At 36.3% G+C, this 13,457-nt stretch carries 10 protein-coding genes; 9 read left to right on the forward strand and 1 reads right to left on the reverse strand.

What is annotated here, in order from left to right:
- Nucleotides 1–41: 41 nt before the first annotated feature.
- Entirely contained in the window at nt 42–2,831 is a 2,790-nt protein-coding gene (locus ACPF63_RS03370; protein WP_426481984.1) for a TonB-dependent receptor domain-containing protein, read from the reverse strand.
- Nucleotides 2,832–3,146: 315 nt separating this feature from the next.
- On the opposite strand from ACPF63_RS03370, the gene ACPF63_RS03375 reads away from it, so the two are divergent.
- The 9 genes from ACPF63_RS03375 (at nt 3,147) to ACPF63_RS03415 (ending at nt 13,223) form a co-directional block, all read left to right on the forward strand.
- Nucleotides 3,147–3,821, forward strand: coding sequence for a response regulator (locus tag ACPF63_RS03375; RefSeq protein WP_077418208.1), 675 nt, complete (start codon nt 3,147–3,149; stop codon nt 3,819–3,821).
- A 48-nt stretch (nt 3,822–3,869) separates the two neighbouring features.
- Nucleotides 3,870–4,901 carry a sensor histidine kinase gene (locus ACPF63_RS03380; RefSeq protein WP_180564361.1) on the forward strand — a complete coding sequence of 344 codons (1,032 nt, stop codon included), beginning with the start codon at nt 3,870–3,872 and terminating at the stop codon, nt 4,899–4,901.
- Between the two features lie 134 nt (nt 4,902–5,035).
- Nucleotides 5,036–5,632: an IS1096 element passenger TnpR family protein gene (locus ACPF63_RS03385; protein WP_426481985.1), complete on the forward strand. Its 597-nt coding sequence runs from the start codon at nt 5,036–5,038 to the stop codon at nt 5,630–5,632.
- 251 nt (nt 5,633–5,883) lie between these two features.
- Nucleotides 5,884–7,233, forward strand: coding sequence for an alpha-amylase family glycosyl hydrolase (locus ACPF63_RS03390; protein ID WP_077418214.1), 1,350 nt, complete (start codon nt 5,884–5,886; stop codon nt 7,231–7,233).
- A gap of 139 nt (nt 7,234–7,372) precedes the next feature.
- Nucleotides 7,373–7,813 (forward strand): hypothetical protein, encoded by a 441-nt coding sequence (locus ACPF63_RS03395; RefSeq protein ID WP_426481986.1) that lies wholly within the window; start codon nt 7,373–7,375, stop codon nt 7,811–7,813.
- A gap of 135 nt (nt 7,814–7,948) precedes the next feature.
- Nucleotides 7,949–8,743 carry a thymidylate synthase gene (locus ACPF63_RS03400; RefSeq protein WP_426481987.1) on the forward strand — a complete coding sequence of 265 codons (795 nt, stop codon included), beginning with the start codon at nt 7,949–7,951 and terminating at the stop codon, nt 8,741–8,743.
- A 230-nt stretch (nt 8,744–8,973) separates the two neighbouring features.
- Entirely contained in the window at nt 8,974–9,192 is a 219-nt protein-coding gene (locus ACPF63_RS03405; protein ID WP_180564360.1) for a hypothetical protein, read from the forward strand.
- Nucleotides 9,193–9,216: 24 nt separating this feature from the next.
- The gene (locus ACPF63_RS03410; RefSeq protein WP_426481988.1) at nt 9,217–11,727 is read left to right on the forward strand and encodes a M1 family metallopeptidase; all 2,511 of its coding nucleotides are present in this window, start codon (nt 9,217–9,219) and stop codon (nt 11,725–11,727) included.
- 167 nt (nt 11,728–11,894) lie between these two features.
- Nucleotides 11,895–13,223, forward strand: coding sequence for a hydroxymethylglutaryl-CoA synthase family protein (locus ACPF63_RS03415; protein WP_426481989.1), 1,329 nt, complete (start codon nt 11,895–11,897; stop codon nt 13,221–13,223).
- The last annotated feature ends 234 nt before the right edge of the window (nt 13,224–13,457 follow it).

Consider the following 13,457-nt stretch of genomic DNA (forward strand, 5'->3'; position numbering starts at 1 on the left):
ATAAAGAATTAAATTATTTATTAGATTATTTGTTGAATGAATTAAAAATTGTATCCCAGTGTTAAACTGATATTGGTTCCTGAAAGTCTTTCGATAGCAAGAGCATCTTTGCTGTCATACTTACCGTTATCATTCAGGTCATGGTAGAATTTAGCACGACGGTTCAGAATATCTGAAACATTCAGCTTGATTTCTCCTTTGTTGCTCCATATTTTTTTAGCAAGCTGGAAATCCAAAAGAGGTCTTGGTGCTTCCCAGATTGGTGGTACCTGATCGTTTCCTACATAAAGGATTCTTCTTCCGATCATGTTGAATAGTACTGTAGAAGACCATCCTGATTTTTCAGTGTCATACTGAAGACTTACGTTGACAGTATAAGGAGACTGCCCCTGCATTGGTCTGTCAATCTTAGTAGCCTCATCTGTTACTTTGTTTTTAATTAAAGCTACGTTTCCACCCAGGGTGAAGTTTTTAAGAGCGCTTACAAAATCAAGTTTTTTTCTTACTTCCAGTTCCACTCCATAAGCATCAGCTTTATCTACGTTAAGGTAGTTGAAGGTATTACTCGTTCCTACCCCTGACTGGTTGAAGTATAATTCGATTGGCTTTTTGAAGTTTTTATAGAAACCTGCTACGGATATAATTTCTCCGTTTCTTGGGTAATATTCCCAACGAACATCGGCACTCGTAATTTTGGTTCTTTCAATTGATTTGTTACCAATTACAGTAGCTCCAAGATCAAAATCATAATATGCTAAAGGAGAAACTTCTCTAAACTCCGGTCTAACAACAGTTTGTGAACCTGCAACACGGATGTTCATTTTAGGGTTTACCTTGAATGTTAAGTTTACAGCAGGTAAGAAATCTGTAACACGGGTGTTCACAAAACGGTCATCACTTTTCTTCGTGCTTCCAACCAATTGATCAAAGTTTTCAACTCTTAATCCCCAAACTGCTCTTAACCATGGTGTAAAGTTGTTGTCAAACTGTAAATACCCCGCGTTAAGGATCGTGTTGGCAATATATCTGTACTGGTTTCCTGCAATTTCATCAAATGTAAATCCACCGTTACCTCCGAAATTCCCAGGATTGAAGATCGTTTCGAAAGGCTGAGAAAGTAATCCCTGGTTGAATTTCTCAAGTCTTACAGAGAACGGTCTCGAATTGTAGATTCTGTCTTTTACCTGGAACAAATAACCTCCTTTGATCGTTTGTTTTTGTCCAAACATCGTAAATGTTTTGGAGATATCACCCCCTGCATTATATAGATAATCACTTAGGGTAGAATAGAATACACTTCCTGACTTTTGAGAAAGACCATTAGAAATCAATGCTAAATATGGGCTTCCTTCTATATTGGTGTATTGGTTATACTGCAAACGCTGCAGCAAAGGAATATACTGATCCAGGATCCCGAAGCTTCCGTACCAGTTTACGGTAAATCCGCCAAGAGCATCTATTTTATGAGTACCGGTAAGGGTAGAGTTGTAGAAAGTAGTTTCTTTAAAACCTATTTCCCTTGCCATAATGTTTGTCCCGTTAATCGGGTCAAATTCAAAGTCCTTCCCTGTTCTGAAGGACATGTGGTTCACCGTATTGTTGGTGATGATATTCTTTAAGGAGATTTTATTGTTGCTGTTGAGCTTTAAAGAAAGGTTCAACATTCCTCCTAAGATAATATCATTGCTGTATTTTTCTGTAAAATAATCGAAGTTGGTATCGGCAAGTTGGTCGTTGATGGTAAAGAAACGGTTGGTAGACTCAGTTCTTCTTTTGTTGTTACTATAGTTTAAAACAGCAATTACCCCTAAATCTTTTCCGAATAATTTGGTATTGAAACCTCCGTCAAGTTGTAAACTTAAGTTTTCAGGATAACCAATACTGTTGTATCCTAAATTCTTTGTAAACCCTTTACCAATATTGGTTTTCTGACCTTCATCTAAAATACTGAACGCATTTTTTGCAGGCATATTGGTTGGCAGCTTTCTGTAACCGTCATCAATTCCTAGAAAGTCCCATTTTCCACCTTTCTGCATATGGAATTCCTGTCCCATAGTCGCCGTATTTCCTCCTACACCTACCTGTACATTGAAGAAATTTTTATTAGGAATATCCTTTGTATTTACTTGGATCAAAGCTCCTCCCCATTCACCTGTATATTCTGGAATGAAAGTTTTGTTGATAACAAGGGTTTCGATAACGTTGGCAGGGAAAAGGTCGAAAGAGAAAGTCTTTCTGTCAGGCTCCGTGCTGGATAACTGAATACCATTCAGCATAGCCTGGTTATAACGGTCTGATAAACCTCTTACTACAATATATTTTCCTTCAGATAAACTCACTCCGGAAACTCTCTTCAGAACTTCCCCTGTGTTTCTGTCCGGACTTCTTTTAATAGCTTCAACACCAATAACCTGAGAAACTACACCGGCATTTTTCTGTAGTCCGATAGTAGAGGCTATGGTTTCTTTTCTTGCGTTTGATTTGATGACAACTCCCTCAATTTCTTTTTCCTTGGTAGAGGGTTTGTCCATTACGATATCAAGATGAGTATTACCTTCATTTTTGATAATAACCTCACTGATTTCTTTTCTGTTATACCCATTGGAGCTTACCGTTACAATGTAATTGGTGCCGGGGGACAGGTTGATAGAGTAGTATCCGGAAATGTCAGTCGTTACTTCCTGTCCATTTACTTTTACCTTTACCCCTTCTATAGGAGTGTTATCTTTCTCGTCCAATACCCTACCTTCCAAAATCTGACTTTGTGCAAAAGCATAGCCAGCAGAAAACAAGGCAAGTAGCATGATGCTCTTGTGGAGTTGTTTTTTCATTTTACTTCTTTTTCAAGGGCAAAATAAGGGCTAAGTTTTTAAGAAAACTTTAGGAGAATCTTAATTAATTATGAAATTTGTATTAACAGATGAGAGAAATTTATAGTTATTGATGTTTAATTTATATAATTATAATTTTTGTTTTAATTTTAAATATTATTCCTTATATTTGATTTATGTGTATTTATTATTTAATTTTTTTATTGATTTTGTAATTTTGTGCTGCGATATGTTTTTTTAATAATTAGTTAACATTTGGCAGATAGATGAAATCAATGGAAATAATTAATTTTGTGGGAATTCTTAAACTAGAAGATGAGCAAAAAAATTCTTTTAATAGACGATGAACTGGACATTTTAGAGATTCTGTCTTACAATTTGGAAAAGGAGGGGTATGATATCTATACAGCTACCAATGGTAACGAAGGTATAGAAAAAGCAAAGGAGATCGTTCCGGACCTTATCTTATTAGATGTCATGATGCCTGAAAAAGATGGTATAGAAACCTGTCAGGAACTTCGTAAAGTGAAAGAACTTCAGAAAACACTTATCGTGTTCCTTTCTGCAAGAAGCGAAGAGTTTTCTCAGTTAGCAGGTTTTCAGGCGGGTGCCAATGACTACATCGTAAAACTAATCAAACCGAAAATCCTTATTTCTAAGGTGAATGCATTATTACAGCTGACCTCACAGGTTTCTGACAATGCAAAACTAATCGAAATCGGAGACCTTATTATCGACAAAGATAATTTCAGAGTTTCCAAAAGCGGACAGCAGTTTCTTCTTCCTAAAAAAGAATTTGACTTGCTTTACCTTTTGGCTTCCAATACTGAAAAGGTTTTCAAAAGAGAAGAAATTCTTGAAAAGGTTTGGGGTAATGATGTGATTGTTGGTGAAAGAACAATCGATGTACATATCAGAAGGTTGAGAGAAAAATTAGGAATCAATACGATTCAGACATTAAAAGGGATTGGATATAAACTGATCGTTTAATTATTTTAGAATCTTAACTTTACGTTCAATCATTAAAACGTTGTAAAATTGAAATTTTACAGACTTACCCTCGTTGCCTCCTGTCTGCTGACATTGGTAATGCTTCTTTTAGTAGTCGTCTTCGATTCACTGAAAGATATCTATTATGAGACCCCTTTGTTTAAAACGGGTCTTTTCATCTGTATTGTCCTGATCTTTCTGATCAACTGTGTGGTATTGGAACTTCTTTTCAATTATTACAGCAGAAAACAGGTAAAAGGACTTTCAGGATTTCTGCCACAGGAAATAGTTCAGAATCAGGATGAAAATATTACCATCAAAGAATTAGGAGAAAGGTTTTCAGATCTCAATCAGCAGCAGGTATCAGAAATTGATATGATGAAAGAGATGGAAAGCTACCGTAAAGAATACATCGGTAATGTGTCCCACGAACTGAAAACGCCTTTGTTTTCTATTCAGGGATATGTAGAAACTTTAAGAGACGGCGGAGTAGACAATCTTACTATCCGGGATAAATACCTGGAAAGAATTGATAAATCTGTCGAAAGACTTATCGCCATTGTAACAGATCTTGATATGATCAACAGGCTGGAAGCAGGCGAAATCAATCTTACCGTTTCAAAATTTGATGTCAATCTTCTGATTAAAGAGATTTTCGATCTGCTTGATCTTGAAGCCGAAAAACGAAATACAACGTTACAGATCCAGACCCTTCATCCACAGATTTTTGTGGAGGCTGATAAACAGAAAATTTCCCAGGTTTTCATTAATCTTATTTCCAATGCGATCCATTATGCCAACAGACAGGAAGCGAAAGTGATCGTAAAGACCAGTGTACTCAAAAATAAGGTGCTGATAGAAGTGATAGATAATGGGATGGGAATCAAGTCTGAAATTCTTCCAAGGATTTTCGAAAGATTTTACCGTGTAGAAACCAGCAGAAGCAGGAGAGAAGGAGGTTCCGGGCTGGGATTGGCCATCGTAAAACATATTCTTGAAGCACATAACGAAAATATCACCGTAGAAAGCGTGTACCTTGAAGGGACGAAGTTTAGTTTTATGCTCGAAAAAAGTAAATAATTCCGGTAAAATGTAAGGAAAAAAAATATTTTAAAAAATCCTGAAATATTTTTTTGTCACATGTCATTTATTATATATTTGCACCAGAGATTTATCATAATTATAAAGGCAAAAAAGTAATTTAAGAAACTGATATGGTTTACAAAATCCGCGTAATATTAGATGCGAAAGAAGATATTTTCCGTGATATCGAAGTTAAGGGAAAACAAACGTTATGGAACTTACATTTAGGAATTAAAAGTGCATTCAGTCTGCAGGGAGATGAGCTTTCTACTTTTAATCTGTTAGAAGATGACGGAACAATTGTAAAAAGTGTCCCATTGGAAGATATGAGTGATGATGGTGATGGTGAGATTATGTCAGATGTTTACATTGATGAAGCTTTTGAAAGTGTAGGTGACAAAGCACAGTTCCAATACGGGCTTCTTGACCTTTGGGAATTCTTCTGTGAACTTGTAGAAATTATTGAAGAAACAAAAGGGGTTAATTATCCTATCACGGTATACAGATTCGGAAACGTTCCGTTGAAGGCACCTAGCAAAAATGGAAGTGCCGGAGGATCTAAAAAGAAATCAGCAATGCCTTTGGCAGATGATGAGTTTGGTTTCGATGAAGATTTCGGATCAGGAGGAAACTTTGCAGATGAAGACGATAGCTTCGATGATGAGGAAGAAGAAGACTACAATGACGATGTCTTTGATGACGAAGATGACAATGATGACGAAAGATAGTCAACACAATATACTGGCCCTGGATTTTAATCCGGGGCTTTTTTTTACAAAAGTGTGAAGGTATTTAAATAAAAACAGCCTCATTTGAGGTTTCAGATATATCAGCTGAGCTTTTGTAAGTCTATTTTGAGGTCTTTAAATTCTTCAGTAAGATTTTCAGGTTCTACTGACGGGTTGGAGATGCTATTTATCTAGCCTTAAATTTTGCCTTTCTCAAAAAAACAATTCTTACTTTTGTTAAAAATAGTTTAATGAAAAAATTAATTTTGTTAGCTGTAATTGGTCTGGGAATTGTTTCCTGTACCACTCAAAAAAATACCCGGAAGATGACAGAACTGCCAAAAGATTGGAAACATAATACAAATATCTACGAAGTAAACATAAGACAATATACTCAGGAAGGAACTTTCAAAGCATTTGCAAAAGAAATGCCCCGCCTGAAATCTATGGGAATAAAAACCCTTTGGTTTATGCCTATCACACCCATTGCCCAGCAGAATAAAAAAGGAAGTATGGGGAGTCCATATGCTGCTGCAGACTATACTTCCATCAATCCCGAATTCGGAACGTTGCAGGATTTTAAAGATATGGTGAATGAAGCACACAGATTGGGATTCAAAGTAATTATAGATTGGGTGGCCAATCATACAGGATGGGATCATGTATGGACGAAAATACATCCCGAATTTTATCTGAAAGATCCAGACGGAAAATTCCATATCGCTTCCGGAATGGATGATATTATTGAACTGGACTATAAAAACCAGGAGATGCGTCAGGCCATGATTGATGCCATGAAATTCTGGGTACAGGAAACTGATATTGACGGTTTTCGATGTGATCTTGCTTCATGGGTAGAGGTAGATTTCTGGGTTCAGGCCCGTCCCGAAGTAGAAAAAGTAAAACCTCTTTTCTGGCTGGGAGAATTTGATGAGTTGGAAAGTCCTGAATATGGGAAAGTTTTTGATGCCAGCTATTCCTGGAAATGGATGCACAAATCTGCAGATTATTATAAAAAAAATGAACCTCTTCAGGAATTAAAAGATCTTCTGAGACAATATTCTAATATCGGAGATGCTTCAATGAGAGCATGGTTTACTGCAAACCACGATGAAAACTCATGGAACGGAACCGAATATGAAAAATACGGAGTCATCACAAAACCTATGGCAGTATTCTCTGCAACATGGAATGGAGTTCCGTTGTTGTACTCAGGCCAGGAACTTCCCAATATGAAGAGACTGGAATTTTTCGAAAAAGATGTCATCAAATGGACCAATACCTATCAGGTTGCCGGTTTCTATAAAACATTATTGGATTTAAAAGCTTCCAACCCAGCTTTAAGAGGAGGTGATTCTAATGTAACTACATACCTTCTTAATACTACAGCCAATGACAAAATCCTGGCTTATGTAAGAAAAAATGGAAATGATGAAGTGCTAGTAGTCTTGAACATGTCAAAAGAACCTGTTAACTTTTCAATTGAAGACGAACATGTATCCGGAACATTCAGAAATGTTTTTGATAAAACGAAAAGAGATTTCAGTAACGGAACAGACTTTAGCTTTAAAGTTTCTGATTATGCCGTATTTGAAAAATAATCTTAAAATTTTTGACTTACATTTTAAAATAGTACAGAATAGTCTTTAACGGTATTCAATTCCTCTCCGCTGGAGGGGTGTCAAAATCATAGATTTTGACGGGTGGTTTAGCTATCCACAATAAAATCCCACTATTAGAATGAACAAACAGAAAATAATCAATATTATTAAAGCAAAAGCTGCCGACAAAATCCAGTATTTTGAAAACCTTATTGCAGAAACAAGGGCTTCCAACAATGATACAAAAAGCTCAATGGGTGACAAATACGAAACCGGAAGAGAAATGCTTCAGCAGGAAATTAATAATCTTCAAAGACAGCTTAACGAAGTTTTGAATCAGCAGGCTGTACTGCAGAAAATAACTTCCGACCCTTTGGAAAAAGTTCAGAACGGTGCATTGGTGAAAACCAATAAGGGATTGTTCTATATCTCTGTTTCAATGGGTGAACTTGTTTTTGAAAATCAGAAAATCATGACGGTATCTGCGGAATCTCCCTTGGTAAAAGTGATGTATGGTAAAAAAACAGGAGAGTCATTCACCGTAAATACTATTCATCAGACAATTGAAAATATATGGTAAAATTAATATAGGTTAGATTGCAGATATACAGTTGTTTAATAGAAAATAGACATCAGGCTTATAAAAAGCATTCATAAAAATGAGTGCTTTTTTTGATGGTTTTTACTAAATTTGGAACTTAAAATCTCATTCAAAATGCAAAACTACCTGGATCTTTTACAGCATATTTTAGATAACGGAACTGATAAAACCGACAGAACAGGCACTGGAACAAGAAGTGTTTTCGGATATCAGCTGAGATATGATCTGTCTAAAGGATTCCCTTTGGTAACAACTAAAAAAGTGCATTTGAAATCTATTATCTATGAGCTGCTTTGGTTTCTGAAAGGAGATACCAATATCAAGTATCTTAAAGATAACGGAGTAAGCATCTGGGATGAATGGGCCAATGAAAATGGAGACTTAGGACCGGTTTACGGAGCGCAGTGGAGAAGCTGGAGCGGTGCAGACGGAAAAGTTGTAGATCAGATCACAGAAGTAATTGACCAGATTAAAAAGAATCCGGATTCCAGAAGACTGATTGTCTCCGCCTGGAATGTTGCGGAAATACCGAATATGGCTTTGGCTCCTTGTCATGCTCTATTCCAGTTTTATGTAGCAGATGGTAAACTTTCCCTACAGCTGTACCAAAGAAGTGCTGACGTTTTCCTTGGAGTACCATTCAATATTGCAAGCTATGCATTGCTGTTGATGATGGTAGCGCAGGTTTGTGATCTGGAAGTGGGAGATTATGTTCACAGTTTTGGAGATGTTCATATCTACAATAATCACTTCGAGCAGGTAAGCAGACAGCTGGGACGAGAGCCGAGAGCACTTCCAACGATGAAACTGAATCCGGAAGTTAAAGATATCTTTGATTTTGATTTTGAAGACTTCAGTCTGGAAAATTATGATCCGCATCCGGGAATCAAAGCTCCTGTGGCTATTTAATAATCTTATATCACTTTAATTTTTTTATTTACTTCTATTAGTTTAACATTAATAGATGGCATTACCTGTGCTCATAAGTTGGGGAATCAGAATATAAATCCTTTAGTACACTTTCTTTTGGCAATTGTTTCTTAAATTTGAAAGAACAACTCAGGCTCATTTAACCCTTTGAAAAAAGGAGTGGATGATTGGGTTACAGATCATAAATTTCAAATGCTTAAAAATAAATCATGAAGTATTTAAAAATAAATATTGAAGAAAATGCAGACATTGAAGTGCTGAAAAACGCCATACTTCAATTGAAAGGAGTAGCTTCAGCTGAAACAGTGGATGACGAAAATCCGGAAAGTGAACTTAAAAAAGCTTTTGCAAAGACAAAGGAACAGCTTCAAAAAGGGGACTATGAAACCCTGGTGAATGATATTTTCGATATAATCATTAAAAAATAATTCTAAAAATAATAATGTAGACAGATGAGAAAGGCCATTTTATCAATTGCTATACTCGGGATTTTATTTTCCGCCAATGTATCAGCACAAACCGAAACTTCAGGAAGAGAAAAAGTATACAGAGCAACTCCCGCTAAAGTAACGGAACTTAAACACACAAAGCTTAAAGTAAATTTCGACTATCAGAAAGAACAGATGAATGGGGAAGAATGGCTTACTGCCTCCCCTTATTTTTATGCTGCAAACGAACTTACACTTGATGCAAAAGGAATGCTGATTCATGAAGTAGCGCTTGATAATAACGGGAAGAAATCTCCTTTGAAATATGATTACAAAAATGATGTTCTGAAAATCAGCCTTGATAAAACATACCAGAAAAATCAGGAGTATACAGTCTACATCAAATATACATCCCGCCCGAATGAGGTAAAACAACAGGGAAGTATGGCCATCAATGATGCAAAAGGACTTTATTTTATCAATCCTCAGGGAACAGATCCGGATATGCCTACACAAATCTGGACACAGGGAGAAACAGAATCCTCTTCGGCATGGTTTCCGACTATTGACAAACCCAACCAAAAGACAACACAGGAAATCTATATGACGGTTCCTGATAAATATGTTACCCTTTCCAATGGCCTTCTGAAAGAATCTAAAAAAGAATCTAACGGGCTTAGAACGGATCACTGGGTGATGGACAAAAGACATTCTACCTATCTTTTCTTCATGGGAGTAGGAGAATATGCCATTGTAAAAGACAAATGGAAAAACATTCCGGTTGATTATTATATTGAAAAAGAATACGAACCTTATGCTAAGCAGATCTACGGAAATACTCCGGAAATGATCGATTTTTTCTCCAAAAAATTGAACTATGATTATCCATGGGCTAAATATGCTCAGATTTCCGGAAGAGATTATGTAAGTGGAGCGATGGAAAATACCACAGCAACACTTCATGGGAGTGATATTCTTCAGAAGCCGGGCCAGCTTATTGATGAAAATACATGGGAAGATACCATTGCGCATGAATTGTTCCATCACTGGTTTGGAGATCTGGTTACCGCGGAAAGCTGGAGCAATCTTACAGTCAACGAATCCTTTGCCAACTATTCCGAATACCTTTGGAATGAATATAAATACGGGAAAGATCAGGCAGATTATCACCTGATGACCGATGTGAATAACTACCTTCACAACCCATCCGACTTTAATAAAAATCTGGTAAGGTTCAATTATGAATCCCGTGAAGATGTTTTTGATCTGGTAACGTACCAGAAAGGAGGTGGAATTTTAAATATGCTGAGAAATTATCTTGGAGATGATGCCTTCTTTGCAGGAATGAACGACTATCTTAAAACCAACGAATATCAGAATGCTGAAGCACATCAGTTGAGATTATCTTTTGAAAAAGTATCTGGTAAAGATTTAAACTGGTTCTTCAATCAATGGTATTTTGGGAGCGGAAATCCGAAACTTAATTATTCATTTACATTTGAGCCTGTTAAAAAACAAGTGGCGGTAACCATTAATCAAACTCAGGAAAAGCCATTTGAATTTCCTCTGGTTATAGATGTATATGATAACGGAAAACCTAAAAGATACAGTGTCTGGGTAAATGCAGAAGCAAAAAATACATTTAGTTTTGATGTTTCCAAAACTCCTGATCTGGTTAATATCAATGCTGATGGAGTTTTACTGGCAGATATTACAGAGACCAAAACTCCTGAACAGAACCTGATGCAGTTTACAAATTCTAAGGAGTTTAAAAGCAGATATCTGGCTCTAACCGGAATCAAAGATCAGGCTGGGAAAAGTCCTGCAGCAGTAAAATTATTGGCTGCTGCATTGAAAGATCCTTTCTTCAGAGTAAGAATAAAAGCTTTGAATTTAATAGACCTCGCTAATCCTGAACAAATGAAGGCATTAGGCGCTGATGTTGAAAAGCTGGCATCTAGCGATCCTAAAACATTAACTCAGGCAGCTGCTATTGCAGCTTTAGGAAAAACAAAAGACAAAAAATACCTTCCGTTATTTGAAAAAGGAGTAAATGCCGTTTCAAATGCCGTGAAAGGAAGTTCTATGGGTGCACTTCTTTCCATTGATCCATCAAAAGCAAACAATCTGGCCGATAAAATTGATGTGAAGGGCGCTTCAGATGAATTGCAGGCACAATTGCTTCCGATTATTGTTAAGAATAAAATTACTTCTCAGATAGAGAATATTGCTCCTCTTGCCACCTTTTATCCATTTATTAAATTCCAGAACCCGGAATTAGGAAAAGCAGCAGAAGATGGTTTCAACTGGATCATGACTTCCGATAATCTGAAAGCTACGGAAAGCATTACGAAAATAGCAGGATATGCCAAGAATCAGATGGCAGATAATCCACAGGCTAAAATGATGATCGTCCAGATGCTGAAAGATGGCTTAAGCAAAAAAATGGAACTGCTGAAACAGAATCCACAAAATGCTGCAAGTATTAATAAGCAGATTGATGTGATCAATAAAGCAATTGAAAACTATAAATAATAAATAAAGCCGGCAAATCTGCCGGCTTTATTTTATCATGACTGAATACCAATTTGTCAAAATATAATATAAAGTAGATTGGGTTTTAATAATATTACAAAACTCAGCATATTTTACCACTGTTTTTTGCATTATCTTTCATAAATTCGTTTAAAATTTAGACAATTATGAGTTTTGGAATTGAGGCAGCGGGCTATTATGTGCCTGGTTTATATTTGGAGATTAAGGATTTAGCAGAAAAAAGAGGAATAGAACCGGCGAAGTTGGAAAAAGGTTTAGGTCTTCATAAAATGGGGCTTTCTGATGTTCACGAAGATGCAGCAACCTTTGCCGCAGAAGCATTACTGAAGCTTATACAAGATTATAATATCAATCCTAAGGAAATAGCAAGAGTATATCTGGGAACAGAAAGTGCGGTGGATGCAGCAAAACCTACGGCATCTTATGCTGTTCAGATGGTAGAACGGGTGTTGGAAGAAAAATTTGGAGCAAGATGTTTCAGAAATTGTGATGTGCTGGATATGACTTTTGCGTGTGTAGGAGGTGTAGACGCACTGCATAATGCCCTGGATTTTGTAAGGGTGAATCCTGATAAAAAAGCAGTAGTGATTGCCAGTGACTATGCTAAATATGAATTGGCTTCTTCAGGTGAATATACACAGGGTGGAGGAGCGGTAGCTCTTTTGATTTCTTCACAGCCGGACCTTCTTGAAATTGAAAATAACTGGGGAGTAGCTTCAGAAAGTGTTTTTGATTTTTTCAAACCAAGAAGAACTTATAATAAGGAAGATCTGAATGGTGTTCCGGAAACATATCCTGAAAAAATTGAAATTTTTACAGATGAACCTGTATTTGATGGACAATATTCTAACCAATGTTATCAGGATAGAATAAAAGAAGCTTATCATCATTATAAAGAGATCACAGGCAAGGAAAAACCTTACGAAGACTGGAAGTATATCATCTTCCACCTTCCTTATGCATTTCATGGGAAAAGGGTTTTTACTGAAATCTACAGTTTGGAGAATGGTCTGTCCTATGAAACAGCAGAGGAACAGAAAGCTGTTGCAAAATCTGAAGACTATCTAAAATTAATCAATGATAAGATAGAAAAGACACAGAGAGCTTCTTCCGAAATAGGAAATATGTATACAGCTTCTGTCTTTATGGCATTTCTTTCGGCATTACAAACCTCTTTTAATGAAAATGAAGACTTATCTGGGAAAGAAATTGGTTTTATAGGCTATGGAAGCGGTTCAAAATCAAAAGTTTTTGCCGGAAAAATATCCGGAAACTGGAAGAATGTAGTGGAGAAATGGAACTTATTTGAAAATTTGAATCAAAGAACCGCTGTAGACTTTGATACTTATGAGAAACTTCACAGAAAACAGAAGAAGGAATCTGTAAACAAAGAGTATAATGGTTTTGGGCTTGTCTCTGTTGAGACTGAAAATCCGGTTTTAGTCGGAGCGAGATATTACAGTTATCAGAAGTAAGATTATTCTTATTTATCATACAAAGCACCTCTCTTTTGGGGTGCTTTACTTTTTTATAAATGCAAAAAACGGGGGAATGTTTTTAAAATTTATGAGGTTGAATTATTTTTAATTTTAAGTGAGAAATGGTTAATAAATTACATGTATTATCACAGAAAATTTTACTGGTTTTAATCGAATTCTCTATATGGTATATTAACGGTTTTTTATTTTAATCTGAATAACCCTGTCTTG

This window comes from Chryseobacterium sp. R2ACT005 (assembly GCF_049949215.1).
GTDB lineage: Bacteria > Bacteroidota > Bacteroidia > Flavobacteriales > Weeksellaceae > Chryseobacterium.

Coding starts and splice junctions, on each gene's coding strand:
- ACPF63_RS03370 (WP_426481984.1), bottom strand. CDS start 2,831: ATGAAAAAACAACTCCACAAGAGCATCATGCTACTTGCCTTGTTTTCT.
- ACPF63_RS03375 (WP_077418208.1), top strand. CDS start 3,147: ATGAGCAAAAAAATTCTTTTAATAGACGATGAACTGGACATTTTAGAG.
- ACPF63_RS03385 (WP_426481985.1), top strand. CDS start 5,036: ATGGTTTACAAAATCCGCGTAATATTAGATGCGAAAGAAGATATTTTC.
- ACPF63_RS03390 (WP_077418214.1), top strand. CDS start 5,884: ATGAAAAAATTAATTTTGTTAGCTGTAATTGGTCTGGGAATTGTTTCC.
- ACPF63_RS03395 (WP_426481986.1), top strand. CDS start 7,373: ATGAACAAACAGAAAATAATCAATATTATTAAAGCAAAAGCTGCCGAC.
- ACPF63_RS03400 (WP_426481987.1), top strand. CDS start 7,949: ATGCAAAACTACCTGGATCTTTTACAGCATATTTTAGATAACGGAACT.
- ACPF63_RS03405 (WP_180564360.1), top strand. CDS start 8,974: ATGAAGTATTTAAAAATAAATATTGAAGAAAATGCAGACATTGAAGTG.
- ACPF63_RS03410 (WP_426481988.1), top strand. CDS start 9,217: ATGAGAAAGGCCATTTTATCAATTGCTATACTCGGGATTTTATTTTCC.
- ACPF63_RS03415 (WP_426481989.1), top strand. CDS start 11,895: ATGAGTTTTGGAATTGAGGCAGCGGGCTATTATGTGCCTGGTTTATAT.